At 73.4% G+C, this 24,077-nt stretch carries 23 protein-coding genes; 10 read left to right on the top strand and 13 right to left on the bottom strand.

The window, feature by feature from the left end; all coding sequences use genetic code 11:
* Positions 1–72: 72 nt before the first annotated feature.
* The 7 genes from MicB006_RS16765 to MicB006_RS16735 are packed head-to-tail and all read right to left on the bottom strand — an operon-like array spanning position 73 to position 4,231.
* The gene (locus MicB006_RS16765; RefSeq protein ID WP_192900085.1) at positions 73–462 is read right to left on the bottom strand and encodes a MerR family transcriptional regulator; all 390 of its coding nucleotides are present in this window, start codon (positions 460–462) and stop codon (positions 73–75) included.
* A 16-nt stretch (positions 463–478) separates the two neighbouring features.
* Entirely contained in the window at positions 479–1,228 is a 750-nt protein-coding gene (locus MicB006_RS16760; protein WP_116507329.1) for an SDR family NAD(P)-dependent oxidoreductase, read from the bottom strand.
* Between the two features lie 40 nt (positions 1,229–1,268).
* Positions 1,269–2,135 (bottom strand): CPBP family intramembrane glutamic endopeptidase, encoded by an 867-nt coding sequence (locus MicB006_RS16755; RefSeq protein WP_116507327.1) that lies wholly within the window; start codon positions 2,133–2,135, stop codon positions 1,269–1,271.
* A 39-nt stretch (positions 2,136–2,174) separates the two neighbouring features.
* Positions 2,175–2,522 (bottom strand): DUF3140 domain-containing protein, encoded by a 348-nt coding sequence (locus tag MicB006_RS16750; RefSeq protein WP_116507326.1) that lies wholly within the window; start codon positions 2,520–2,522, stop codon positions 2,175–2,177.
* Entirely contained in the window at positions 2,509–2,727 is a 219-nt protein-coding gene (locus MicB006_RS16745) for a DUF2945 domain-containing protein (RefSeq protein ID WP_030503817.1), read from the bottom strand. Before MicB006_RS16745 ends, MicB006_RS16750 begins: the two co-directional genes overlap by 14 nt.
* Positions 2,728–2,768: 41 nt before the next feature.
* Positions 2,769–3,371: a Uma2 family endonuclease gene (locus MicB006_RS16740; RefSeq protein WP_225980394.1), complete on the bottom strand. Its 603-nt coding sequence runs from the start codon at positions 3,369–3,371 to the stop codon at positions 2,769–2,771.
* Positions 3,372–3,427: 56 nt separating this feature from the next.
* Positions 3,428–4,231, bottom strand: a complete 804-nt coding sequence (locus MicB006_RS16735) for a class I SAM-dependent methyltransferase (protein WP_116507322.1) — start codon at positions 4,229–4,231, stop codon at positions 3,428–3,430.
* A gap of 312 nt (positions 4,232–4,543) precedes the next feature.
* Between MicB006_RS16735 and rpsA the strand changes: the two genes are divergently transcribed.
* Together rpsA and coaE are read left to right on the top strand one after the other, a co-directional pair.
* Positions 4,544–6,073, top strand: coding sequence for a 30S ribosomal protein S1 (gene rpsA / locus MicB006_RS16730; protein ID WP_051611429.1), 1,530 nt, complete (start codon positions 4,544–4,546; stop codon positions 6,071–6,073).
* 162 nt (positions 6,074–6,235) lie between these two features.
* Positions 6,236–7,414, top strand: coding sequence for a dephospho-CoA kinase (gene coaE / locus MicB006_RS16725; protein ID WP_116507320.1), 1,179 nt, complete (start codon positions 6,236–6,238; stop codon positions 7,412–7,414).
* Between the two features lie 54 nt (positions 7,415–7,468).
* On the opposite strand, the gene MicB006_RS16720 is transcribed toward coaE, so the two are convergent.
* Positions 7,469–9,040 carry a hypothetical protein gene (locus MicB006_RS16720; RefSeq protein WP_225980393.1) on the bottom strand — a complete coding sequence of 524 codons (1,572 nt, stop codon included), beginning with the start codon at positions 9,038–9,040 and terminating at the stop codon, positions 7,469–7,471.
* Between the two features lie 347 nt (positions 9,041–9,387).
* Here MicB006_RS16720 and uvrB point away from each other — a divergent pair, with 347 nt between their 5' ends.
* The 4 genes from uvrB (at position 9,388) to MicB006_RS16700 (ending at position 13,743) form a co-directional block, all read left to right on the top strand.
* Positions 9,388–11,493 (top strand): excinuclease ABC subunit UvrB, encoded by a 2,106-nt coding sequence (gene uvrB, locus MicB006_RS16715; protein WP_116507318.1) that lies wholly within the window; start codon positions 9,388–9,390, stop codon positions 11,491–11,493.
* A gap of 25 nt (positions 11,494–11,518) precedes the next feature.
* Entirely contained in the window at positions 11,519–12,352 is an 834-nt protein-coding gene (locus MicB006_RS16710) for a helix-turn-helix transcriptional regulator (RefSeq protein ID WP_116507316.1), read from the top strand.
* Between the two features lie 24 nt (positions 12,353–12,376).
* Positions 12,377–12,751 (top strand): VOC family protein, encoded by a 375-nt coding sequence (locus tag MicB006_RS16705; protein ID WP_116507314.1) that lies wholly within the window; start codon positions 12,377–12,379, stop codon positions 12,749–12,751.
* A 95-nt stretch (positions 12,752–12,846) separates the two neighbouring features.
* The gene (locus MicB006_RS16700; RefSeq protein WP_116511489.1) at positions 12,847–13,743 is read left to right on the top strand and encodes a DUF5753 domain-containing protein; all 897 of its coding nucleotides are present in this window, start codon (positions 12,847–12,849) and stop codon (positions 13,741–13,743) included.
* A gap of 116 nt (positions 13,744–13,859) precedes the next feature.
* On the opposite strand, the gene MicB006_RS16695 is transcribed toward MicB006_RS16700, so the two are convergent.
* Positions 13,860–14,153, bottom strand: coding sequence for an antibiotic biosynthesis monooxygenase (locus MicB006_RS16695; protein WP_073830912.1), 294 nt, complete (start codon positions 14,151–14,153; stop codon positions 13,860–13,862).
* 386 nt (positions 14,154–14,539) lie between these two features.
* Here MicB006_RS16695 and MicB006_RS16690 point away from each other — a divergent pair, with 386 nt between their 5' ends.
* A complete protein-coding gene (locus MicB006_RS16690) occupies positions 14,540–15,538 on the top strand; it encodes a TerC family protein (RefSeq protein WP_073830911.1) in 999 nt (332 codons plus the stop codon).
* A 60-nt stretch (positions 15,539–15,598) separates the two neighbouring features.
* Here MicB006_RS16690 and MicB006_RS16685 read toward each other — a convergent pair whose 3' ends face one another.
* Positions 15,599–16,465, bottom strand: coding sequence for an NlpC/P60 family protein (locus tag MicB006_RS16685; protein ID WP_225980392.1), 867 nt, complete (start codon positions 16,463–16,465; stop codon positions 15,599–15,601).
* Positions 16,466–16,566: 101 nt separating this feature from the next.
* The gene (locus MicB006_RS16680) at positions 16,567–17,664 is read right to left on the bottom strand and encodes a mandelate racemase/muconate lactonizing enzyme family protein (protein ID WP_116507311.1); all 1,098 of its coding nucleotides are present in this window, start codon (positions 17,662–17,664) and stop codon (positions 16,567–16,569) included.
* Positions 17,665–17,708: 44 nt separating this feature from the next.
* On the opposite strand from MicB006_RS16680, the gene MicB006_RS16675 reads away from it, so the two are divergent.
* Positions 17,709–18,506 (top strand): tyrosine-protein phosphatase, encoded by a 798-nt coding sequence (locus tag MicB006_RS16675; RefSeq protein WP_116507309.1) that lies wholly within the window; start codon positions 17,709–17,711, stop codon positions 18,504–18,506.
* Positions 18,507–18,511: 5 nt separating this feature from the next.
* Here MicB006_RS16675 and MicB006_RS16670 read toward each other — a convergent pair whose 3' ends face one another.
* Positions 18,512–19,378 (bottom strand): serine hydrolase, encoded by an 867-nt coding sequence (locus MicB006_RS16670; protein WP_116507307.1) that lies wholly within the window; start codon positions 19,376–19,378, stop codon positions 18,512–18,514.
* Positions 19,379–19,439: 61 nt separating this feature from the next.
* Here MicB006_RS16670 and MicB006_RS16665 point away from each other — a divergent pair, with 61 nt between their 5' ends.
* Positions 19,440–20,105: a class I SAM-dependent methyltransferase gene (locus tag MicB006_RS16665; RefSeq protein ID WP_116507305.1), complete on the top strand. Its 666-nt coding sequence runs from the start codon at positions 19,440–19,442 to the stop codon at positions 20,103–20,105.
* A 485-nt stretch (positions 20,106–20,590) separates the two neighbouring features.
* Here the strand turns inward: MicB006_RS16665 and typA are convergent, their stop codons facing one another.
* Positions 20,591–22,459, bottom strand: coding sequence for a translational GTPase TypA (gene typA / locus MicB006_RS16660; RefSeq protein WP_116507303.1), 1,869 nt, complete (start codon positions 22,457–22,459; stop codon positions 20,591–20,593).
* A 131-nt stretch (positions 22,460–22,590) separates the two neighbouring features.
* Here typA and MicB006_RS16655 point away from each other — a divergent pair, with 131 nt between their 5' ends.
* Complete coding sequence (locus MicB006_RS16655) at positions 22,591–24,048, top strand: DedA family protein (RefSeq protein WP_116507301.1); 1,458 nt, start codon at positions 22,591–22,593, stop codon at positions 24,046–24,048.
* Positions 24,049–24,077 lie beyond the last annotated feature (29 nt).

The following is a 24,077-nucleotide window of genomic DNA, read 5'->3' as shown; positions in this document are numbered from 1 at the left end:
ACCACCCGCCCCCCGGCGGTGATCAAGGAGTTTGTGTCCCGAACGGGCTCTGGCATGACACAAACTCCTTGATCACCGCGCAAGAGGCGGCGGGGACGGCGAGAGGGCGGGGTCGAGGGAGGCGGCCTGGAGGGCTGCGGGCAGGCGGTCGCGGACGGCCACCTGGGCGGCGATCCGGGCGTCCAGCACGGCCAGCCGCTCCCGGCCGATCCGCAGCCCGGCCGCTGACGGCGGCGCCGACGCCACGTCCCCGTCCAGGCAGGGCATGAAGACCCGCACGTCGTCCAGGGTCAGCCCGGCGTCGAGCAGGTGACGGATGTTGCGGACCCGGATGACCACCGCGTCGTCGTACTCGCGGTAGCCGTTCGCCGCCCGGGCCGAGGCGATGAGTCCGTGTTCCTCGTAGTGCCGCAGGGCACGCGGCGTGCAGCCCGTCGCCTTCGCCACCGCGCCGATCCGCACCGCCGCCACCGTCCTCTCACGCGACCACCGCGCCCCCGTCCACCGGCAGCACCACACCGGTGACGAAGTCCGCCTCCGGCTCGCACAGCCGCCGGATCGCCCAGGCTACGTCCTCCGGGCGGCCGATCCGGCCCGCCGGCGTGTGCGCGAGCTGCCAGTCCCGCACCGCCGCGCGCCGCTTGGCGGACAGGCCACTGTGCACCCCGATCGGGGTGTCGATCGCGCCGGGCGCCACCGCCACCACCCGGACGCCGCGCGGCGCGAGTTCCACCGCCCAGCTCCGGGTCAGCGAGTCCAGCGCGGACTTGCCGGCCGCGTACACCGAACTGCCCGGCCAGGCGCGCAGGCCGACCGACGTGGTGACGTTGACCAGCACGCCGCGCGTTTCGGTGAGCGCCTCGACGGCGGCGTGCGCCAGCCGGATCGGGGCCAGCAGGTTCGTCTCCAGTTGCCGCCGGGCGGCGTTCTCGTCCAGCTCCGCCAGCGGCCCGCCGCCGGCCACCCCGGCGTTGTTGACCAGGACGTCGAGGCGGCCGTACCGGTCGAGCGCGGCGCTGACGATCCGGCCGGGCCCGTCGGGCGCGGTGACGTCGGCGGTCAGCGGCGTAATGTCCGGGCGGCCGGCGGCGGTCTCCGACAGCGGCGCTGCGCGCCGGCCGACGGCGACCACGGCGTACCCGGAGGTGGCGAAGGCATGTGCGGTGGCCCGGCCGATGCCGGTGCCCGCACCGGTGACCACGGCGACGCGTGGCGTACGGCGTTCCATGCCGGCATCGTCCGACCCTGCCGCCTGCGGCAGGGTCAAGTCAGAGACCGAGCAGCGTGGGCATCGCGTTGACCGCGCCGTGCACCACCAGCAGCGGCCACATCCGGCGGTACCGGGACCACAGGTAGCCGAGGAAGAGCCCGAGCACCCCGTGGTTGACCAGCACCGTGGCCAGGTCGACGCCGGGCCGTCCGCTGCCCTGGATGGCCACGTGCCAGACCGCCCACACCAGCGACGCGAGCACGATCGCCGGCCAGCGGCCCAGCAGCGACTCCCACCGCGTCTGCAGCCACCGCCGGTAGAAGACCTCCTCCAGCAGCGCGTTCACCGCGAAGGCCACCAGCAGCGTGACGACCAGTTCGACCGGCGTGACGGTCCGCCCCCAGTCGCTCGCGGGCACGGCCAGCGGCGTCGCGTAGCTGAGCGCCAGCCACACCGCCACCGGCAGCGCCGGACCCCACCGGTGGGCGGCGTCCGCCGGGGCCGGCGCCGGTCGCCATCGCGGCGGCCGGCGGCGCGCGACCAGGAACACCACAAGGGGTACGCCGAGCAGCAGCGCGAGCTTCAGCAGCGTGTACGCGGGTTCGCCGCCCAGCAGCGGCATGACGGCGGCGAACGCGATCCCGGCCAGCAGCAGCGGCACCGCCTCGCGGTACGGCGCGACCGGGTCCGGCCACCTGGGGTCGGGCGCGGGTGGGATCAGGCGGATCAGCACGATCCCGGCCAGCGCCGGGATCCAGCGGTTCCACATCGGTACGGTGCCGTCGTGGTCGGCGCTGTACCGGACACCGGTGTTCCCGGTGGCCACCAGGACGATCGCCGCGACGGCGACGAGCCCGAGGCCCGCCAGGAGGACCACCCGCCCGGCGCGGGGATGACGGCCGGCGGTCGAGACGTCTGTCGTCATCGCCCGGACGGTACCAACGTGGGGCGAACGACCGGCCGGCTAGCTCTTGAGCGGGTCGTGACCCCAGTTCATCAGCGACCAGCGCCACCTCGTGTCGCGGACGTCCCCGGAGGGGCGTTGGGCCAGGTGGCGGTGGACGTACCCGATCACCTTGCGCATGTGCTTGTAGTCGGCGGCGGTGAGGTCGGCGCGCTTACGCCGCAGCAGGTCGACGATCCGGCGGCCGGAGTCGTGCCCGACCGACTCGCCGCCCTCGGTGCCCTTCTTGTGCCAGCCGACGTGCTTGGACTCCTCGGTCTCCAGCCAGCGGGTCAGCTCACCGGGCTTCATGTTCACCGCGTCGGTGAACTCCCGGTACGTCTGCTGCGGGTCCTCAGCGCGACTCATGGCGCAGCACCTCCGGTCGGTGGGCGACGTCGCGGCCCGAGTCGTCGTTGGTGATCCGGTACTGCGGCTGCTCCGGGGAGGCGTTCACGGTGTGCCCGCGGACGTGGGTGCGCTCGGTCAGCTTCTCCTTGACGACCCCGTACGCCCGGCCGCTGTGGCTGGCCCAGGAGACGTGGTCGCCGGCGCGGAACTCCTTCTCGGCCATGCCGCCGGGTTACCCGCGGCCGACACCGAGTAACGGCGTCGTCAGGGCCGGATCTCCGCGATCGGCAGCTTGATCGCGAACGGCTCGGACAGCTCGATCACCTCGCCGCTGTCGTCCACCAGTTCGTACTGCCGCTCGCCGCCCGGGCCGATCCGGTCACCGAGGCGGTACGCGTAGAGGTGCACCGGGTCCTGCTCGATCCGCCAGTAGAACGGGATCCCCGCGGCGGCGTACTCGCCCGGCTTGGCGAACCGGTCGACCCGCCGGGTGCCCGGGGAGACGATCTCGACGGCCAGGACGACGTCCGCCGGTCGCAGGAGGGACCGGTCGCTCGGCAGCCCGGCGTGGTGGAGCAGCACATCCGGTTGGCGGCTGGTGTTCGGGCTGAGCCCGACCCCGATGGCCTGGGCGACCCGCAGACCGGCCGGGGCGTGCGACCGCAGCCAGAGGCTGAGCAGCAGGGATATGTCCTGGTGGCCCAGAGTGGGGGAGGGGGTCACCTGGAAGACTCCGTCGACGAGTTCGACGCGGGGGGCGTCGTCCGGCAGGGTGAGCAGATCCTCCAGCGTGTAGTCCGCGCGCTGCTGCCGCATCGGGTCCGGACACCAGGGGCCAGGTGATGTCGGGATGGGCTCGGCGCTCATGCGGCGAGCGTACCGCCGGGTGCCGGAGCCCGTGTCGCACCGGACGTGCGACGCGCTCAGTCCGCCGGCTTCTCGGCGACGAAGATCGCGGTGCCGGGGAAGAGCCGTCCGCGCAGCGGGCTCCACTGGCCCCAGATCCCCTCGTGCCCGGCCGGCCACTCCGGCTCCACCAGGTCCAGCAGGCGGAAACCGGCGCCGACCAGCTCCCGGATCCGGTCGCCGAGCGTGCGGTGCTGCTCGACGTACGTGGCCACGCCGTGCTCGTCCTGCTCGACGTAGGGGGAGCGGTCGAAGTACGAGTGCACGGCGGTCAACCCGCCCTCGCCCGGGTCGTCCAGGAAGATCCAGCGCATCGGGTGGGTGACCGAGAAGACCCACCGGCCGCCGGGGCGCAGCACCCTTGCCACCTCGCGCATCGCCGCCGCCGAGTCGTCCACGAACGGGATCGCGCCGAAGGCGGTGCAGACGGCGTCGAACGCGGCGTCGGCGAACGGCAGGGCGAGCGCGTCGGCCTGCACCAGCGGCACGCGTACCCCGGTGCGGTCGGCGGCTTCGGCGGCGTGCCGCAGCATGCCGGCGGAGAGGTCCAGCGCGACCGGCCGGGCACCCTGGGCGGCGAGCCAGCGGGCGGCGGCGGCCGCGCCGGCGCCGAGTTCGAGGATCCGCCGGCCGGTCACGTCGCCGAGCAGCCGGGCGTCGGCCTCGCGCAGCCCTTCCGGGCACCAGACGAAGTCGACGTCGCCGAGGAACGCGCCGTGCTCGGCCTGGTACGCGTCGGCGTCGGTGTCCCACCAGCCGCGGTTGGCGCGGCGGATCTCACCGGCCTCGACCCGTCGGCGGGTCACCCTGTCGTCGTCCACCCGTCCACGCTAGGTCCGGCGGCGCCGGGCCGGTCGGGTGGGGTGGCGGTTGGGGCGGATGTGACGGACGAGACAGCTGTGGCACCTTACCGAGTAAAATCTCCGCTTTCGCAGACGATGAGTTCGCGCGGACCCGGGAGGGCTTGCACGCTGTGGTAATGCAGCGGGTAGGCTAGACGATGCGCTCGCGGATCGTGTGCCTCGGCAGGGAGCAGGTGCGCGGTCACCGGAGCCACTAATGATCTTCTCGCGTCGATCGTTCGGTGTGCCCGGCGACGGATCCGTTGGCGCGGAAGAGTCACTGCGACACCCATGCCCGCTGTGACAACCCATCCGACCGGAGCAACCGCCCACATGACGAGCAGCATCGAGGCCACCTCGAGCGCCAACAAGGTCACCCACGACGACCTCGGCTCTGAGGAAGCTTTCCTCGCCGCGATCGACGAGACCATCAAGTACTTCAACGACGGCGACATTGTCGAAGGCACCGTCGTCAAGGTCGATCGGGACGAGGTCCTGCTCGACATCGGCTACAAGACCGAGGGTGTCATCCCCTCTCGGGAGTTGTCGATCAAGCACGACGTGGACCCGGCCGAGGTCGTCTCGGTGGGTGACCACATCGAGGCCCTCGTCCTCCAGAAGGAGGACAAGGAGGGTCGGCTGATCCTCTCCAAGAAGCGGGCGCAGTACGAGCGGGCCTGGGGCACGATCGAGAAGATCAAGGACGAGGACGGCGTCGTCCGCGGCTCGGTCATCGAGGTCGTCAAGGGTGGTCTCATCCTCGACATCGGCCTGCGCGGCTTCCTGCCCGCGTCGCTCGTCGAGATGCGGCGTGTGCGTGACCTGCAGCCGTACGTCGGCCGCGAGCTCGAAGCCAAGATCATCGAGCTGGACAAGAACCGCAACAACGTGGTCCTGTCCCGCCGGGCCTGGCTGGAGCAGACGCAGTCCGAGGTGCGCACCGAGTTCCTCAACAAGCTGCAGAAGGGGCAGGTCCGCAAGGGCGTCGTCTCTTCGATCGTCAACTTCGGCGCGTTCGTCGACCTGGGCGGCGTGGACGGCCTCGTGCACGTCTCCGAGCTGTCCTGGAAGCACATCGACCACCCGTCCGAGGTCGTCGAGGTGGGCCAGGAGGTCGAGGTCGAGGTCCTGGACGTCGACCTGGACCGCGAGCGGGTCTCGCTGTCGCTGAAGGCGACGCAGGAGGACCCGTGGCGTCAGTTCGCCCGCACCCACGCGATCCAGCAGATCGTGCCGGGTAAGGTCACCAAGCTGGTGCCGTTCGGCGCGTTCGTCCGGGTGGACGACGGCATCGAGGGCCTGGTCCACATCTCCGAGCTGGCCGAGCGCCACGTGGAGATCCCGGAGCAGGTCGTGCAGGTCGGCTCCGAGGTCATGGTCAAGGTCATCGACATCGACCTGGAGCGCCGCCGGATCTCGCTGTCGCTCAAGCAGGCCAACGAGGGCTTCGTCGAGGGCGAGGAGCACTTCGACCCGACCCTCTACGGCATGGCCGCGACCTACGACGAGCAGGGCAACTACATCTACCCGGAGGGCTTCGACCCGGAGACGGGCGAGTGGCTCGAGGGCTACGACAAGCAGCGCGAGACCTGGGAGCAGCAGTACGCCGAGGCGCGTCAGCGCTGGGAGGCCCACACCAAGCAGGTGCAGACCTCCCGCGCCGCCGACGCCGAGGCCGCTGCCAACCCGGCTCCGCCCGCCACCAGCGGCACCACCACCTCGACCTCGGCCCCGAGCCGTCAGGCCGAGGAGCCGGCCGGCACGCTCGCGACCGACGAGGCGCTCGCCGCGCTGCGGGAGAAGCTCGCCGGCGGCAAGTGACCGGACGCTGACGCCTGTTCGTCCCACCGGACGAACCGGCGACTGCCTCTGAACGACGGGCCCCGTCCCCGCGTTCCGCACCAGCGGAGCGCCGGGGGCGGGGCCCGCGTCGTGTGCCGGGCGGGTTTGGCATGCGGACGACGGATCCGGTTGACTGTCCGGGTGCTGAAGGTGGGGCTGACCGGCGGAATCGGATCAGGCAAGAGCGCGGTGGCGAGCCGGCTCGCCGCGCTGGGCGCGGTGATCGTCGACTCGGACCGCATCGCCCGCGAGATCGTGGCGCCCGGCACCGACGGGCTGGCCGAGGTGGTCGCCGCCTTCTCCGACAAGGTCCTCGACGCCGACGGGGCGCTGGACCGGGCCGCCCTCGGCGCGCTGGTCTTCGGCGACGAGGCCGCCCGCCGCACGCTCGAAGGGATCACCCACCCCCGGGTACGCGCGCGCAGCGCCGAACTGGTCGCCGCCGCCCCCGCCGACGCGATAGTCGTCAACGACGTGCCGCTGCTGGTGGAGGTGGGGCTCGCGCCGACGTACCACCTGGTGGTCGTGGTGCAGACGGCCGTGCCGACCCGGATGGCCCGGCTGACCCGCGACCGGGGCATGGTCGCGGCGGAGGCGCAGCGGCGCATCGCGGCGCAGGCCGACGACGCCGCCCGCCGCGCGGTCGCCGACGTGCTGCTCACCAACGACGGCACGCTCACCGAGCTGCACGCCGCCGTGGACGCCCTCTGGCGGGACCGCCTGACGCCCTACGAGCGCAACGTCCGCGAGCGCCGCGCCGTGCCGCCCGACCCGGCGGCGCTCGCCGCGCCGGACCCGACCTGGCCCGAGCAGTACGCCCGGCTGGCCGCCCGGATCCGCCACGCCGCAGGCGGTGACCTCCGGGTCGACCACGTCGGCTCCACAGCGGTGCCGGGGATCGCCGCGCCGGACGTGATCGACATCCAGGTGACCGTCTCCTCGCTGGACGAGGCGGACGGCCCGCTCGCGCAGCGGCTGGCCGATGCGGGCTTCCCCCGGCTGCCGGGCGAGTGGTGGGACGCGCCCCGGCAGCCCGAGCCGGCGCGCTGGGCCAAGCGGCTGCACGGCGGCGCGGACCCGGGGCGTCCGGTGCGGCTGCACCTGCGCGAGGCCGGCTCACCCGGCTGGCGGCACGCGCTGCTGATGCGCGACCACCTGCGCGCCGACCCGGCGCGGCGGGCCGACTACCTGCAGGTGAAGCGGGATCTGGCGGCCACCGCGCCGGAACGCGCCGCGTGGGGCACCGTCAACGACCCGTGGTTCGACGAGGAGCACCTGCGCGCCGAGGAGTGGGCCGCGCAGACCGGCTGGCGCCCCTGACCGCGCTCCTGCCCCGCCGCGTCCCCGCACGGATCCGGCGCGGCGCCGGGTGGGTCAGCGCGACGTCGAAACCGGGGAACCGGCGGGCACGCGGCCCGGCGTGAGGTCGAGCCGGACCCAGACGCCGGACCCGGTACGCAGTTCCAGCCGGCGCGGCAGCCCACCGCTGTCGAGCCACCAGCGCCTGCCGCCCGGCACCTCGACGACGTCGACGGCCCGGTCGGCGAGCCGGTCCTCCCGCACCCGGACGGCAGCGCCTTCCGGCACCCGCACCGCGGCCCGCAGCGCCGCGTCGAGCAGCCGGTCCAGGTCGTCGCCGGGCGGGCGCGCAGGCGCCGAGAGCAGCGCGGCCGGTACCGGTGTCGGGGGCGTCGCCGGCCCGTCGGGGGACCGGTGCACCTCGGCCACCCGGCCCGGCCGGGCCCAGCGCAGGGTGCGACGGCCGCTGCCGCCCTCGATCACCACCAGGTACGCCGACGAGGTCGTCCAGCTCAGGGTGCCCGTACCGCGCAGGGTGGTGGACGGGCCGAGCGGGGCGGTCGCGGTCACCGCCGCGCCGCCGACGGCGCGTAACCGGGCGGGCAGCGCGGCCAGCCGCTCGGCCTCGTCGTCGGTGAGGTCACGGGGCTGCCCGGGCCGGCCACCGAGGGCGTCCACCGGGTGCAGCGTGGGCCGGTCCGCGCGGCTCAGCTCGACGGTGACCGGGGTGCCGTCGGCCAGCCGCCCGGTGAGCCGGTGCAGGCGGGCGTCCGCGTCCAGCCAGAGCGTGGGCCGCGGGTCGCCCGGCACGGGAAGCGGCGCCTGGAGCACGTCCACCGGCACACCGTCGACGCTGTCGTGACGCAGCCACCGGCCGTCCGTGCCGGGCGGGTCGACCCGCGCGGCGCCGAGCCCGATCAGCAGGTCGCGTACCGCGCCCAGGCCGTGCCCGCCGGCCGGGTCCCGCATCCGCCACCGGTCCGCGGGCGGCACCAGCGGGGGCCGGGCCGGCGTGGGGAGCGCCGCGGGGTCGGGGCGCACGAGCAGCGCGGACGTGGTGGCCTGGGCCAGGCCCCGGTCGGCGCCCGCGCCGGGACCGCCGACGTCCAGGTAGACCAGGGGGCGGGCCCAGTCGATCCAGCCGACGAGTTCGGTACGGGTGCCGCCGGCGCCCACTGTGACCCGGACGCCGGCGCGTACGTCGCGCAGGTTGGTGACCCGCAGCGCGGCCACCCGGTCGGCCTCGGCCGGGGTGAGCGGGCGGGCCGTCCCGGCCGGTTCGCTCCGCCCGGGTACCCAGGCCAGCAGCGCGGCTACCAGCGCCGTCGCGGAGATCACGGCGGCGCCCGCGAGCGCGGCGAGCATGATCCGGCGGCGGCCCGGCCCGTCCGGCGGGTCGTCGGCGCCGTCCAGTTCCGGGTCGCCTCCCGGCCGGGCCGGGAGAGCGGGGGAGCGGCCGGCGCCGGTCTCGGCGCGGCGGCGTCGGCCGGCCACGGTGGCGGGCCGGGCCGGTGTGCTGGTGCGGGCGCGGCGGTGCCGCCGACCGGGCTCACGGGGCACGGCCTGGTCGCCGCTCCCACGGGCGGTGAGCCGGTGGGGACGACCCGCGCCGCGCGGGCGGCCGGCGTCGTCAGCGGGCAGGGGCACGCCGGTGTCGGGCTCGCGTCGCGGCCGGCGGTCGGGAGAGGTCCCCACGAGTGGAGAACGCGAGAGCGGGGTTTCGGTGACGAGCAGGGGCGCTCGCGGCGGCCGGTCAGCGCCTGCGCGCGACCACCGTCGGCGCGCACGCCGGTCGACCCGGGTGCTGCGGCCCTGGCGCCGGGGGCAACCGGGCCCCGGAAGGGGGCGGTCGCCGGCCCGGTCGGCCGCCGCGAGCGGCCTACGGTACGAGGGTAAACCCGTGAGATGAGCCACACAATGGGAATATCGAAGCTGATCAGGGACGGTCCGTGGTCGTGGCCGAAGTGTCGGACCCCGGGCGTACCGTTGGTGGCATGGCGCTCGACATTCCCCGGCTCGACGGCCGTTTCCAGGTCGTCAGTGAGTTCCAGCCGGCCGGTGACCAGCCGGCGGCGATCGACGAGCTTGAGCGGCGCGTGCGGCGCGGCGACCGCAACACGGTGCTGCTCGGCGCGACCGGCACCGGCAAGAGCGCCACCACGGCGTGGCTGGTCGAGCGGCTCCAGCGGCCGACCCTGGTGCTCGCCCCCAACAAGACCCTCGCCGCCCAGCTCGCGAAGGAGTTCGGCGAGCTGCTGCCGCGCAACGCGGTGGAGTACTTCGTCTCCTACTACGACTACTACCAGCCCGAGGCGTACATCCCGCAGACCGACACCTACATCGAGAAGGACTCCTCGGTCAACGAGGAGGTCGAGCGGCTGCGGCACTCGGCCACCATGTCGCTGCTCACCCGGCGGGACGTCATCGTGGTCGCCACCGTCTCGGCGATCTACGGCCTGGGCACGCCGGAGGAATACCTCGAGCGCGCCGTCCGGGTCAAGGTGGGGCAGGAGCTCGACCGCGACCAGCTGCTGCGGCGGCTGGTCGACATCCAGTACACCCGCAACGACATGGCCTTCCAGCGCGGCACCTTCCGGGTCCGCGGCGACACGCTGGAAATCATCCCGGCGTACGAGGAGCTGGCGGTCCGGATCGAGCTGTTCGGTGACGAGATCGAGAAGCTCTACTACCTGAACCCGCTGACCGGCGACGTGGTCCGCGAGGTCGACAGCTTGATGATCTTCCCGGCCACACACTACGCCGCCGGTCCGGAGCGGATGGAACGGGCGATCCGCGACATCGAGGCCGAGCTGGGCGAGCGGCTGGCTGAGCTGGAGCGGCAGGGCAAGCTGCTGGAGGCCCAGCGGCTGCGCATGCGCACCACCTACGACATCGAGATGATGCGCCAGGTGGGCTTCTGCTCCGGCATCGAGAACTACTCCATGCACATCGACGGCCGGCTGCCCGGCAGCCCGCCGCACTGCCTGCTCGACTACTTCCCGGACGACTTCCTCACCGTGATCGACGAGTCGCACGTGACGATCCCGCAGATCGGCGGCATGTACGAGGGTGACGCCTCCCGCAAGCGGATGCTCGTCGACCACGGCTTCCGCCTGCCGAGCGCCGCGGACAACCGGCCGCTGCGCTTCGACGAGTTCCTGGAGCGGGTGGGCCAGACGGTCTACCTCTCCGCCACCCCCGGCCCGTGGGAGCTGGAGCAGGCCCAGGGCGAGTTCGTCGAGCAGGTGATCCGCCCCACCGGCCTGATCGACCCCGAGGTCGTGGTCAAGCCGACCAAGGGCCAGATCGACGACCTCATGCACGAGATCAAGCTGCGCACCGAGCGGGACGAGCGCGTGCTCGTCACCACGCTCACCAAGAAGATGGCCGAGGACCTCTCCGACTACCTGCTGGAGAACGGCATCCGGGTGCGCTACCTGCACTCCGAGGTCGACACGCTGCGCCGGGTCGAGCTGCTGCGCGAGCTGCGCAAGGGCGACTACGACGTGCTCGTCGGCATCAACCTGCTCCGGGAGGGTCTCGACCTGCCCGAGGTCTCCCTGGTGGCGATCCTCGACGCCGACAAGGAGGGGTTCCTGCGCAGCGGCCGGTCGCTGATCCAGACCATCGGCCGGGCGGCCCGTAACGTCTCCGGCCAGGTCCACATGTACGCCGACAAGATCACGCCGTCGATGGCGAACGCGATCGACGAGACCAACCGGCGCCGGGCCAAGCAGATCGCGCACAACGAGGCGAACGGCATCAAGCCGGAGCCGCTGCGCAAGAAGATCCACGACATCCTCGACGACATCTACCGCGAGGCGGAGGACACCGAGAACAGCAACGTCGGCGGGGCCGTGCGGCAGCTCTCCCGGGGCAAGGCGCCGGTGAAGGAGACGCGCAGCCGCCGCGGCGCCGCGGGGACCCCGTCGCGCGAGGGGATGGCCCGGGCCGACCTGGCCAACCTCATCCAGGAGCTCAACGACCAGATGCTCGCCGCCGCGCGGGAGCTGCAGTTCGAGCTGGCCGCCCGGATCCGGGACGAGGTCGCCGACCTCAAGAAGGAGTTGCGCGGGATGGACGCCGCAGGGGTCCGGTGACCGGCGCGACGGCCGGGGCGGCGCGATGCTGACCGAGGCCGTCGTCGCGCGCCCCGACCCGCGACTGCGCCAGTGGGTGGACCGCTACCTCGGCTACCGCGAGGACGCGCCCGTCCCGCTGGCGCGCCGGGAGGTGGCGGGCGCGTTCGTGGTGCTGATCCTCGGCTGGGGCGACCCGCTGGACGTCACCGATCCGCGTGACCCGGCCCGGGGCGCGTACGGCACGAACGCCTTCCTGGCCGGTCCGTTCGACGGCTGGTGCGTTACCCGCACCGTGGGGACGGGCACCGGGGTCCAGGTGCTGCTGACCGCCCCGGCGGCCCGCCGCCTGCTCGGGCTGCCGCTGGCCGACCTGGCCAACCGGGCGGTGCCGGTCGACGCGGTGGCGGGCTGGCTGGTCCGGCTGCGTGACGAGCTGGCCGGAGAGCGGGACTGGCCGCAGCGCTTCGCCCGGCTCGACGCCGCCCTGGCCGCGCGGCTGGCGGAGACCGAGCCGGTGGACGCGTACCTGCTGGCGGCCTGGCGGCGGCTGGCCGGCGAGGACGGGGTGGGCGTGGCCACGCTGGCCGAGGAGCTGGGCTGGTCGCGCCGCCACCTGTCGGTCCGGTTCCGGCGGGAGTTCGGCCTGCCGCCGCGGACCGTCGCCCGCCTGCTGCGCTTCGACCGGGCGTACGCGAGCCTGGGCCGCACCGTGCTCACCGCGCCCGCCGCCGTGACCGGCGAGACCGGCTGGGCGGAGCGGGCGGCCCGGTGGGGCTACTACGACCAGTCGCATCTCATCCGTGAGTTCCGCGAGTTCGCCGGGGCCACCCCGGCCGCGCTGGCCGGGCCGGGATCCCATTCGTCCAATCCGGTCTGACCGGCCCCACGGCAGACTGGCGGCATGCAGAGCGTTTATCCCGTCTTGCGGTATCCCGATGTGCGAGCAGCAGTCGACTTCCTCTGTTCCGCGTTCGGCCTCACCGTGCGTGAACTGCACGAGCTGCCCGACGGCACCCTCGTCCACGTCGAGCTGGAGTACGCCGGCGACCTGGTGATGCTCGGCCCGGGCCCGGGGCCGGCGCCGCAGCCCCGCCCGGCCGACGACGACTACCGTGTCTACCTGGCGATCGACGACGTCGACGCGCATCACGAGCGGGCCCGGGCGGCCGGCGCGGAGATCGTCCGGGCGCCGTTCGACACCGACTACGGCTCCCGTGACTACATCGCCCGCGACCTGTCCGGAGTGGTCTGGTCGTTCGGCACCTACCGCCCGTGAACAACTGGCGCCTACTTCGCGCGTGGTAGCGCTGTGTGGGCGAGGTATTGCCGAGCGTGATGGTCATGCGTACGCTCCTCCCCTGGGAGGCGTGCATGCCGTTGTCAGCAAGTCCCGTGGTCCGGAGGGCGCGGCTCGGTGTGGAGCTGCGCCGGCTGCGCCGTCGCGAGTCGCTCACGCTGGAGCAGGTCTGCGTCCGGCTGGGTTGGGCGTCCACCTCGAAGCTGTCCCGCATCGAGCTGGGGCAGAGCCGGCCCGACCTGGCCGACGTGCTCGACCTGCTCGACGTCTACCAGGTGCCGTCACCGCAGCGGGACGAGTTGATAGTCATCGCCCGGGACGCCGCCACCGGACGCGGCTGGTCCCGGGCGCTCGGCGAGATGGGCGAACGGCAGCGGGCGTACGTCGAGCTGGAGGCGGGCGCCGAGCGCATCGTCGAGTACCAGTGCGCGCTCGTGCCCGGCCTGCTCCAGACCCCGGCGTACGCCCGGTTGCGTGTGTCGGCGGGCGCGGCGCTGACCGGCGACGTGGACGTGGAGGCCGAGGTCCGCGCCCGCGCGGCGCGTCAGGAGTTGCTGATCCGGCCGGACCCGCCGCACTACACGGCGCTGATCGACGAGCGGGTCTGCGACCCGGACGGCCTGCCCGGTGACGTGTGGCGCGACCAGATGCGGCATCTGCTCGCGCTCGCCGAGCGGCCACGCGTCAGCGTCCGGCTGCTGCCCGGGGCATCCTGCGGCGACGGCCCGCACCCGCTCGCGCCGTTCTCCTACTACGCCTACCCCGATCCGGCGGACCCGCGCACCGTGCTGGTGGAGACGCTCACCACTGACGTGCGCCTGGTGTCCGAGACGGACGTGACCCACTACGAGCGGGTCATCGAACGGCTGCTCGCGGTCGCGCTGCCACCCGATGCCACGGCCGAGCTGGTGGCCCGGCGGCTGGGCGCCGCGCCGGTGCCCCGGCAGCGCGATCCGCACAAGCTGGACTGACCCGTACGACCTGGGCTGACCGGCACGGTCTGGCGCGACCACCGGGCCCGGCGCCCCCGATGACCGTCGGGGCCGGTGGCCGCGCAGCGCGCAGGCTACGGCACGGGTACGACAGTTCAGGCCGGGACGTCGGTGAAGTGCTCCACCAGCGGCGGCCCGGCGAAGTACGGGCCGATCAGCCCGCGCCACTGCGCGAACCGTTCGGTCTGGCGGAAGTTCACGTCGTGCGCCTCGACCGAGTCCCACTCGACCAGCAGGACGAACCGGGTGGGCGACTCCACGCCCCGGGTCATCCGCACGGAGCGGCAGCCCTCGGCGCCGGCGAGGATCGGCCGCGCCTGCGCGTAGGCGGCGGCGAAGTCGTCCTCGTTTCCGGGCGTCACATCGATAAGCGCGACCTCAAGAACCATGCCCGCAGCCTGCCATGCCACCCCGCCGTGTGTACGCACCGGGGGAGACGCCCGGCCGGAGTTGATGGGCTAGCCTCCTAGGAAGCGTTACGCGGGGTGAGGCGGCACACGTCACTCAGCCGGACGACGGCCCGGAGATGCGGCCCCTGGGTGTGATGGTGAACAATGGCGGCCGAGGAGGGGAGTATTCCCTCGCGGCGGAGTCGTCAGCACGGAAGAGCCCCGGTACCCCCAACGGTGGCTCGACCCGGCTCCGTCGGTCGGAACCGGCTACCGGGCTCCGGCGGAAGAGACCTCCGACAGTCACCCCTGTCAGCGTCGACGCACCCCGGCACCCCACCCGGCGTACGGTGTGCCCGACGCCGCGTGTCTGCCGGAGGATGGATTTGAACGTGTCCGCATTGGTGTGGGCGGTAACGCTGATCGCGATGATCGCGGTCCTGCTCGCCGACCTGTTCATCATCGGCCGGCGACCGCACGAGCCCAGCGTCCGCGAGTCGAGCCTGTGGGTGGGCTTCTACGTCGGCCTGGCGCTGATCTTCGGCGCGGTGCTCTGGCTGACCTCGGGCGCCGGTGTGGCAGGCGAGTTCTACACCGGCTGGCTCACCGAGTACAGCCTCTCGGTGGACAACCTCTTCGTCTTCGTCATCATCATGGCCCGCTTCGGGGTGCCCCGGCAGTACCAGCAGAAGGTGCTGCTCGTCGGCATCATCCTGGCGCTGGTCATGCGCGGCGGTTTCATCGCGGCCGGCGCGGCGCTGATCTCCCAGTTCTCCTGGGTCTTCTACATCTTCGGCGCGTTCCTCATCTACACCGCGGTGAACCTGGCCCGGCAGGGCGAGCCGGACGAGGACGAGTTCAGCGAGAACCTGCTGATCCGGTGGAGCCGCCGGGCGCTGCCGCTGTCCCGGGACTACGACGGGGCGAAGATCACCACCCGGGAGCACGGGCGGCGGCTGTTCACCCCGATGCTGATCGTGATGATCGCGATCGGCACCACCGACCTGATCTTCGCGCTCGACTCGATCCCGGCGATCTTCGGCATCACCCAGGAGCCGTACCTGGTCTTCACCGCGAACGTGTTCGCGCTGATGGGTCTGCGGCAGCTCTACTTCCTGCTCGGCGGCCTGCTGGACCGGCTCATCTACCTCAGCTACGGGCTGGCGGTGGTGCTCGGCTTCATCGGCGTGAAGCTGATGCTGGAGGCGCTCGCCGACAACCACCTGCCGTTCATCAACGGCGGCGAGCCCGTGGGGTGGGCCCCGCACATCCCGATCTGGCTGTCGCTCACCGTCATCCTCGGCACCCTGGCCGTGGCCACCGCGGCAAGCCTCGCGAAGTCGTCGCGGGACCGGCGGCGGGAGCTGGTCAAGGCCCGCCGCTGATCGGATCACCATTCGCTGGGCGTCCTCGTTCCGAGGGCGCCCAGCGGCGTTTCCGCAGGGTCAGACGCGGTGCGCGCCGACGAGTGTGGCGACCCGGTCGGCGGGCAGCTCCTCCTCGACCACGCGGCGGGTCAGGTAGCAGGCGTGCAGCATCCGGCGCCGGCCGCCGTGCGGCTCGGCCGACACGATCCCGACGTGGTGGACACGCCGGCCGGGCCGCGCGAAGAAGTAGAGGTCGCCCGGACGCTCGTCGTCGAGCGCCACCGGCGTCGTCGCGTCCGCCTGGTCGTCGGCGTCGCGGGGGAGCGTGATCCCGTACCGCCGCCAGGCCAGGTGGACCAGCCCGGAGCAGTCGATGCCGTCGGTGGACAGGCCGCCCCAGATGTAGACCAGGTCGCGCAGCCGCTCGGCGACCGCGAGCACCTCCTTGGCCTCGGGGCGTTCGGCCGGCAGCGGCACCAGGTCGCCCTCCGGGGCCCACAGCGGGTCGGCCCGACCAGGTACGCGCACCGGTCGCCCGCCGTCCACCGGCCGCCCGGCCGACGCGAGGCGGGTGCCGAGCACCAGGCCGCTGAGCGCCGCAGCGCCGCCCGGCGCGACGCGCAGCGTGGTGTGGGCGACGTCGACGGTCAGCACGGCGTCGACCGGGTCGGCGGCGGTCAGGTGGGCGGTCCGCACCCAGCCCGGGTAGCCGTCGGCGCCGTGTTTCGCGGCGGGCTGCCCGAGCGCCACCACCCGGGTCCAGCCGTCCGTCCGCGTCTCGGTGACCTGTACCCGCTCGCCGAGCAGCAACTGGGTCAGGACGCAGTCACCGACCCGCTGGTCGCGGTCCATTCCGGCGATCCAGCCGGCGACGTCGGGGCAGTCGGCGAGAGCGGGCCGGTCGATCGGGCGCACCGCGTCGGGTGCTGTCCACAGGGTCGCCACCGGCACCCGTACGACGGCCTGTCGGCACGGTTGAGGTGCCACGCGCGTACCCCTCTCTGCAGTGGTTCTCCGGGCGACCCTATGAAAGATTCTGCCGCCACTCAACCATGTGCTTGAATTTTAGCTTCACGGAGCCCTGTGACGCCGAGACCCGGCGCGTCCGGCAGCAGCACGCTCGCGCCCTCGTACCGGATGCCCCCGGCGACCGGCGACCAGGCCAGCCACCAGGCGGCGTCGAGGTCCGACACCGCAGTGGTGCCGTAGGCGGCGACCAGGCTGGCGGCGGCGCCCACCCCGACCGGCCCTTCCATCATCGAACCGACGATGGTGCCCATGCCGTGCGCGGCGGCCAGGTCCAGCAGCGTGCGGGCCGCCTGCAGGCCACCGCACTTGGCCAGCTTCACGTTCACCATGTCCGCCGCGCGCCGCCGGATCACCTCGACCAGGTCACGCGTGTCGAAGACGGACTCGTCAGCCAGGATCGGCAGCCCGACCCGGTCGCTGACCCAGGCCAGTCCGTCCAGGTCACGGCGGTGCACCGGCTGCTCGACCAGTTCGACGTCGAGCCCCGCGTCCTCGATCGCGCGGATCACCCGGACCGCCTCCCGCGGCGTCCAGCCCTGGTTGGCGTCCAGCCGGATCCGCACGTCCGGCCCGACCGCGGCCCGCACCGCGCGTACCCGGTCCAGGTCGCCGCGGGCGTCGGTGCCGACCTTGAGCTTGAGCACCCCGAACCCCTCGGCGCCGCGCCGCGCCGCCGTCGTCGCCAGGTCGACCGCGTCGCCGGCGGCGAGCGTGACGTCCGTCGGCACGCGCAGCGCCGTGCCGCCGAGCAGCCGCACCAGGGGTACGCCGAGCCGCCGCGCGGCCAGGTCGTGCAGCGCCACGTCGAGCGCCGCCTTCGCCGACTCGTTGCCCACCACGGCGCGACGCAGCAGCGCGCAACCCGCCTGGAGGTCGTCGGCGTCCCGGCCGATCAGCAGCGGCGCGAGCAGTTCGCGTACGCACGCCTCGGCGCCGGCCACCGACGCGCCGGTGACCTGCCAGACCTGCGGCGACTCACCGAAACCCGAACGGCCGTCGCCGTCGATCACCTCCACGACCAGCGTGTCCACGGTGGTGGTACGGCGCAGCGCGGTGACGAACGGGGTGTGTAAGGGGGCCGACAGACGGTGGGTGCGTACCGCGGCGATGGTCATGTGGGGCACCCTATAGCCAACTGGCGGCGAGCAGGGGAGGGCCGATGACCGGGCGGGACTGGGAGCTGGTGGGTGCGCCGAACGCGCGTGACCTGGGCGGACTGCCGACGGGCGACGGGCGGCGGGTACGCGCCGGACGGCTCATCCGCACGCCCGCGCTGGGCCGGCTCACCGACGAGGACCTGCCGGTGCTGGGCAAACTCGGCCCGGCCTGCGTGGTGGACCTGCGCGACGCCCACGAGCAGGCGGTGGCGCCGCCGGACCGGCTGACCGGTGCGCCCCGCGTGGTGCACCTGCCCGTCTACGACGCGGCGCACCCCGTGTTCACGTATGTCTCGGCGGTGTTGCAGGGCCACGATCTGAACGCCTACGCGGCGCTGGCCCGCGAGGGCATGCCGGGGGCGATGACGGCGATCTACCGCTGGTTCGTCACCGGCGAGTCGGCGCGGGCCGGCTTCAGCGCGGCGGTGCGGCTGGCCGTCGAGGACGCGAACCTGCCGTTGCTGTTCCACTGCTCGGCGGGCAAGGACCGCACCGGCTGGCTGTCGGTGGTGCTGCTGACCGCGCTGGGTGTGGAGGAGGAGGCGATCCGCGCCGACTACCTGGTGCACAACGAGCTGACCGAGAGCCTGCGCGAGGTGCTGCTGTCGGCGATGATCCGGCGCCGGCCGGACCTGGACCCGGCGGCGGCGCGGCCGCTGCTGGAGGTGCGCCCGGAATACCTGGACGCCGCCTACGACGAGGTGCGCCGGGCGCACGGCTCGTTCGAGGCGTACCTGCGGGACGGTCTGGGGGTGACCGACGCGGACCGCGCGGCGCTGCGCGAGCGGCTGCTGGAGTAGCCGGGTCAGCCGGCCAGGTCGTGCCGGGCCGCCCAGACCCGCTCGGAGACGTGCGCGATCAGCCGGCAGGCGTCGTCCTCCACCTCGTCGTCGTCCGCGCCGCCGTCGGCCAGGTCGGTGGTGGTGCAGACGACGATCGTGTACGGCGGCGCGTCGTCCGGGAACACCACTCCGGCGCCGTGGCGCACGCCGCGTACCCAGCCGTTCTTGTGCGCGATCCGGGTGCCGTCGGGCAGCCCGGCGGCCAGGTCCTCACGGTGTTCCTGGGCGGCCAGCACGTCGAGCATGGCCGTGCAGGCGGACGGTGGGGCCAGCGGGCCGGGCCGGGTCGCGCCGAGCGCCAGTTCGCCGAGCAGGGCGGCCAGGTCGGCGGCGGTGACCAGGTTGTCGATGCCGGAGTCGCGGGCGGCGAAGTCCTCGATGCCGCGCCCGGTGACGCTGTGCCGGGCACCGGCGAGCGCCCACGCCTGCGCCACCGCGGGCAGCCCCACCTGGCCGATGCAGATGTTCGTGGCCAGGTTGCTGGACCGGACGATCATCCGTTCGGCGAGCCAGCGCAGCGGCGCGTCCCCGCCCACCCGGTCCCAGACCGCCTCGTCGTTGTCGTAGTCGCGGGCGTTGGCGAACCGGGGCGCGCCCGGCAGCGCGGAGTCGAACGAGTTGCGCACCGGCACCGGCGCGTCCAGGTCGAGCCGGCCGGCCTCGGCGGCGCGGAACAGCGCCACCAGCACTGCGAGCTTCATGGTGCTCGCCGCGTAGTGGGTGGCGTCGGCGCGCCGCGTCCACGTAGGCCCCGCGCCGGGGCGGCCCACGTACGCGGAGACGGTGCCGGGCACCTTGTCCAGGTGCGCGTCGAGCTCCTCCCAGGTCATGGGGGCACCGTAGCCGATCTGCGGGGCAGCGGCGGGCCCGGTGCGGGGCTAGCGTGCGGAGATGACGACCCCGTTGTACGACGACATCGCCGACTGGTACGAGGAGTACGCCAGCGAGACCTCGTCGGTCTACATGGACCGGATCCGGTCGGTGCTGGCCGGCCTGCTGGGCGAAGGCCCGGGCCGCTGCCTGGACCTGTGCTGCGGCACCGGCGCGCACGCGGCCGAGCTGCGCCGTCTCGGATGGACACCGGTGGGCGTGGACCTGTCCGGCGGGCAACTGCGTCACGCCCGGTCCCGGCTGCCGGTGGCCCGGGCCGACGCGACAGCGCTGCCGCTGGCCACCGGCGCGGTGCCGGCCGCTGTGTGCGTACTCGCGCACACCGACATGCCCGACTATCCGGCCGCGCTCGCGGAGGCGGCGCGGGTGCTGGCGCCCGGTGGCCGGCTCGTGCACGTCGGAGTGCACCCGTGTTACGTCGGCGCGTTCGCCGACCGGTCCGAGCCGGAGCGGATCGTCATCGACGGCGGGTACGCCTCACGGGAGCACACGCTGCGGTCGTGGAACTCGGTGGGGGTGCGGGCGCGGGTCGGCGCCTGGCACCTGCCCCTGGCCGACCTGCTCAACGCCGTGGCGGCCGCCGGTCTGGTGGTGAACCGGGTGGTCGAGTCCGGCTCCGGCCCCGAGCCCGACGCCCTGGCGATCGCCGCCACCAAACCGCGCTGACGCCACTTTCCGGTCATCCTCCGGCCTCGCGCGGTCGTCCGCGCCCGCGCTCCCACCGCTGTCGTGTCCGCACCCACCGCTGCCAGCTGCGCTCGTCCCGCTGCCGGTCCGCTCACCCGTCGGCCGCCCTCGCGCCCGTCTGCCGCTTCCACGCCGTCCACGGAGACCGCCCCGGACCCGTCTCCGCCCACCCGCCGACCTCCCGTTCACCGGGATATCGCGGCCACATCCCGAGATCCACGTAGATCTTGGTAGGAATCGGCCCCTGGAGGGGCCATTTCGTACCAAGATCTCACGCTTCCCAGCCGATCATGAGGTTGGCGGCGGTTGTGGAGATCGAAATCGCCGCCAACCTCATGATCAGCAGGGCAGGGCAGGGCAGGGCAGGGCAGGGCAGGGCAGGGCAGGGCAGGGCAGGGCGGAGACGGGCGGAGCCCGGTCCGCCTTGGGGCGGGCCGGGCTCCGGGTGGGACGGGTGGGGTGGGTCAGCCGGCGTGCTTGCGGCGGGCGGCCATCCGGCCGCGCTGGGTCTGGTCCAGCACCACCTTGCGGATGCGCACCGCGGCCGGGGTGACCTCGACGCACTCGTCCTCGCGGCAGAACTCGAGGGCCTGCTCCAGCGACAGCTTGCGCGGCGGGATCAGCTTCTCGGTCTCGTCGGCGGTCGACGAGCGCATGTTGGTGAGCTTCTTCTCCTTGGTGATGTTGACGTCCATGTCGTCGGAGCGGGAGTTCTCGCCGACGATCATGCCCTCGTACACCTCGGTGCCCGGGTCGACGAAGAGCTGGCCACGCTCCTGGAGGTTGGTCATGGCGAACGCCGTGACCGCGCCGGCCCGGTCGGCGACCAGCGACCCGTTGTTGCGGGTGCGCAGCTCGCCGAACCACGGCTCGTACGACTCGAAGACGTGGTGCAGGATGCCGGTGCCGCGGGTCTCGGTGAGGAACTCGGTGCGGAAGCCGATCAGGCCGCGCGCCGGGACCAGCCACTCCATCCGGATCCAGCCGGTGCCGTGGTTGACCAGCTGCTCCATCCGGCCCTTGCGGGTCGCCAGCAGCTGGGTGATCGCGCCCAGGTACTCCTCCGGGGCGTCGATGGTCAGCCGCTCGACGGGCTCGCAGGTCTTCCCGTCGATCTCCCGGGTGACCACCTGCGGCTTGCCGACTGTGAGCTCGAAGGACTCGCGGCGCATCTGCTCGACCAGGATCGCCAGGGCCAGCTCGCCGCGGCCCTGCACCTCCCAGGCGTCCGGCCGCTCGGTGGGCAGCACCCGCAGCGACACGTTGCCGACGAGCTCCTTGTCGAGCCGGTCCTTGACCATCCGGGCGGTGACCTTGGCGCCCTTGACCCGGCCGACGAGCGGCGAGGTGTTGGTGCCGATGGTCATCGAGATGGCCGGCTCGTCCACGGTGATCAGCGGCAGCGGCACCGGGTTCTCGGCGTCGGCGAGCGTCTCACCGATCATGATCTCCGGGATGCCGGCGACGGCGATGATGTCGCCCGGCCCGGCGGATTCGGCGGGCTTGCGCTCCAGGCCCTCGGTCATCAGCAGCTCGGAGATGCGGACCCGCTGGGTGCTGCCGTCGGTGCGGCACCAGGCCACGCTCTGGCCCTTGCTGATGGTGCCCTGGCGGACCCGGCACAGCGCGAGCCGGCCCAGGAACGGCGAGGCGTCGAGGTTGGTGACGTGCGCCTGAAGCGGCGCGCCCTCGTCGTACGAGGGCGCCGGGATGGTGTCCAGCAGGGTGCGGAACAGCGGCTCCAGGTTGTGGCTGTCGTCCGGGACCGCGCCGTCGGCGGGCTGGGTCAGCGAGGCGATGCCGTCGCGGGCGCAGGCGTAGACGATCGGGAAGTCGATCTGCTCCTCGTCGGCGTCCAGGTCGAGGAAGAGCTCGTAGGTGTCGTCCACGACCTCCTTGATCCGGGCGTCCGGACGGTCCACCTTGTTGATCACCAGGATGATCGGCAGCCGGGCGCGCAGCGCCTTGCGGAGCACGAACCGGGTCTGCGGCAGGGGGCCCTCGCTGGCGTCGACCAGCAGCACCACACCGTCGACCATGGTCAGGCCGCGCTCGACCTCGCCGCCGAAGTCGGCGTGACCGGGGGTGTCGATGATGTTGATGGTCACCGGTTCGGAGCCGTCCGCCGGCGTGTACCGCACACCGGTGTTCTTGGCGAGGATGGTGATGCCCTTTTCCCGCTCGAGGTCCATCGAGTCCATGACCCGATCGGTGTTCTCACCGCGGGCGCCGTAGGCGCCGGCCTGCCGCAACATGGCGTCGACCAGGGTCGTCTTGCCGTGGTCGACGTGGGCGATGATGGCGACGTTGCGGAGGTCGGTGCGTAGCTGCATACCCTCCATACTCCTGTCTGCGGTTGCCCGGGCACGCCTCGGGGTCACCCCGAGATCGCCCGGATCTGCGTCGAAAGTGCTGTGCCGACCGTTCCAGCGCCTGGCATGCTGACACCCGTGCGGGGTGCCCGATGCCTGACCTGCTGAGCTGGCTGCAGGAGCTGCCGCCCCTGCTGATCTACCTGGCCGCCGCGGCGATCGTCGCGGCGGAGACCGCTGTGATCGTCGGGCTGCTGATGCCCGGCGAGGCGACCCTGCTTCTGGTCGGCTTCCTAGCGTACGCGGGGACGCTGCGCCTCGCGCCCGTGCTGGTGGCCATGACCGCCGCAGCAGTGATCGGAGACACACTCGCGTGGCGGGCCGGGCGGCGGTACGGCCCACGGCTGCGCGCCTCCGGCGTCGGCGCCCGGATCGGGGCGCACCGGTGGCGGCGCGCCGACTCGCTGCTGGACCGGCTGGGAGGCCGGGGTGTGCTCGCTGCCCGCTGGATCGCGTTCGCCCGTACGCTGGCGCCTCGGCTGGCCGGGTCGGCCGGGATGCCGTACCGGCGGTTCGCGCCGTGGAACCTGGCCGGGGTGGCGAGCTGGGTCGGCGCCTCGGTGCTGGCCGGCTACCTGGCCGGGGAGTCGTACGAGCGGGTGTCGAAGCTGCTCGGCCAGGCCACCGGGGCGGTGCTGGCCCTGCTGCTGTGCCTGCTCGGCGTGGTGCTGGCGGGCCGCTGGCTGGGGCGTAATCCGGACCCGGTGCGCGCGCTGGCCGCCCGGGCCGCCGCGCTGCCGCCGCTGCGCTGGCTGCGGTCCCGGTACGGCGTGCTGTTCTTCCTGGTCGCGATGCGGGTCGGCCCGGCCTGGGGCCTGCTGATCAACCTGGTGCTGGGGCTGGCGCTGCTGTTCGTCGCCGGGCTGGCCGTGGCGCTGCTGCTGGAGGCGGTGGTCCGGCACAGCGGGCTGGGCGTCCTCGACGGGCTGGTCGCCGACTGGTTCGCCGCCCGGCGTACCCCCGGGGTGGTCGACGCGGCGCAGGCCGCGGTGTCCGGGCTGCGCGGCTGGCTGCTCATCGCCGCGGTCGCCGTGGTGGCCGCCGTGGTGACGGGGCGGGGCCGGCCGTGGCGGGCCGACCCGCTCGGCGTGCTGGGCACCGTCGGCGCGGCAGTGCCGCTGGTGTTGCTCGTCGTTGTCGCGGATCTGACCGATCCGGGTGGCCCGGACCGGGCCGGTGACCTGTTCCCGACCCAGAACGCGGTGGTGACGGCGAGCCTCGGCACGCTGGCCTGGCTGCTGTCACGCGGCGTGCGCTGGCCGGTCGGCGTGGCGGTCTGGACAGCCGCGTCGGCAGGGGTGGTCATGGTCACCGGCGCGCGGCTCTACCTGGGACTCAGCACCGCGAGCGGCACCGTCACGGCGGTTCTGCTGGGCATCGCCTGGACCACCGTGTTCGTGGTGGCGTGGGCGACCCGGGACCGGCTGGCCGACGGTGACGAGCGGCCGGCCGCGACGGACGGCGACCCGGCCCGACGGGACACGCCGCCCCGTCCCCGGCGGCGCAGGCCGGCGTCTCGGGTACCCCGCGGGCCCGCCGATCCTTGTTAGGGTGCGCCGACGGGGACGACGGGGGAGGT

The organism is Micromonospora sp. B006, assembly GCF_003408515.1.
Lineage (GTDB): Bacteria > Actinomycetota > Actinomycetes > Mycobacteriales > Micromonosporaceae > Micromonospora > Micromonospora echinospora_A.
Note: the sequence above shows the minus strand (reverse complement) of the source record. Positions and strands in the feature narration are given on the sequence as shown.

Excerpts from the sequence above, each read along its gene's own strand:
- MicB006_RS16760 (WP_116507329.1), bottom strand. The coding sequence starts at position 1,228 with ATGGAACGCCGTACGCCACGCGTCGCCGTGGTCACCGGTGCGGGCACC.
- MicB006_RS16755 (WP_116507327.1), bottom strand. The coding sequence starts at position 2,135 with ATGACGACAGACGTCTCGACCGCCGGCCGTCATCCCCGCGCCGGGCGG.
- MicB006_RS16750 (WP_116507326.1), bottom strand. The coding sequence starts at position 2,522 with ATGAGTCGCGCTGAGGACCCGCAGCAGACGTACCGGGAGTTCACCGAC.
- MicB006_RS16745 (WP_030503817.1), bottom strand. The coding sequence starts at position 2,727 with ATGGCCGAGAAGGAGTTCCGCGCCGGCGACCACGTCTCCTGGGCCAGC.
- MicB006_RS16740 (WP_225980394.1), bottom strand. The coding sequence starts at position 3,371 with ATGAGCGCCGAGCCCATCCCGACATCACCTGGCCCCTGGTGTCCGGAC.
- rpsA (WP_051611429.1), top strand. The coding sequence starts at position 4,544 with ATGCCCGCTGTGACAACCCATCCGACCGGAGCAACCGCCCACATGACG.
- uvrB (WP_116507318.1), top strand. The coding sequence starts at position 9,388 with ATGGCGCTCGACATTCCCCGGCTCGACGGCCGTTTCCAGGTCGTCAGT.
- MicB006_RS16710 (WP_116507316.1), top strand. The coding sequence starts at position 11,519 with ATGCTGACCGAGGCCGTCGTCGCGCGCCCCGACCCGCGACTGCGCCAG.
- MicB006_RS16705 (WP_116507314.1), top strand. The coding sequence starts at position 12,377 with ATGCAGAGCGTTTATCCCGTCTTGCGGTATCCCGATGTGCGAGCAGCA.
- MicB006_RS16700 (WP_116511489.1), top strand. The coding sequence starts at position 12,847 with ATGCCGTTGTCAGCAAGTCCCGTGGTCCGGAGGGCGCGGCTCGGTGTG.
- MicB006_RS16695 (WP_073830912.1), bottom strand. The coding sequence starts at position 14,153 with ATGGTTCTTGAGGTCGCGCTTATCGATGTGACGCCCGGAAACGAGGAC.
- MicB006_RS16680 (WP_116507311.1), bottom strand. The coding sequence starts at position 17,664 with ATGACCATCGCCGCGGTACGCACCCACCGTCTGTCGGCCCCCTTACAC.
- MicB006_RS16675 (WP_116507309.1), top strand. The coding sequence starts at position 17,709 with ATGACCGGGCGGGACTGGGAGCTGGTGGGTGCGCCGAACGCGCGTGAC.
- MicB006_RS16670 (WP_116507307.1), bottom strand. The coding sequence starts at position 19,378 with ATGACCTGGGAGGAGCTCGACGCGCACCTGGACAAGGTGCCCGGCACC.
- MicB006_RS16665 (WP_116507305.1), top strand. The coding sequence starts at position 19,440 with ATGACGACCCCGTTGTACGACGACATCGCCGACTGGTACGAGGAGTAC.
- typA (WP_116507303.1), bottom strand. The coding sequence starts at position 22,459 with ATGCAGCTACGCACCGACCTCCGCAACGTCGCCATCATCGCCCACGTC.
- MicB006_RS16655 (WP_116507301.1), top strand. The coding sequence starts at position 22,591 with ATGCCTGACCTGCTGAGCTGGCTGCAGGAGCTGCCGCCCCTGCTGATC.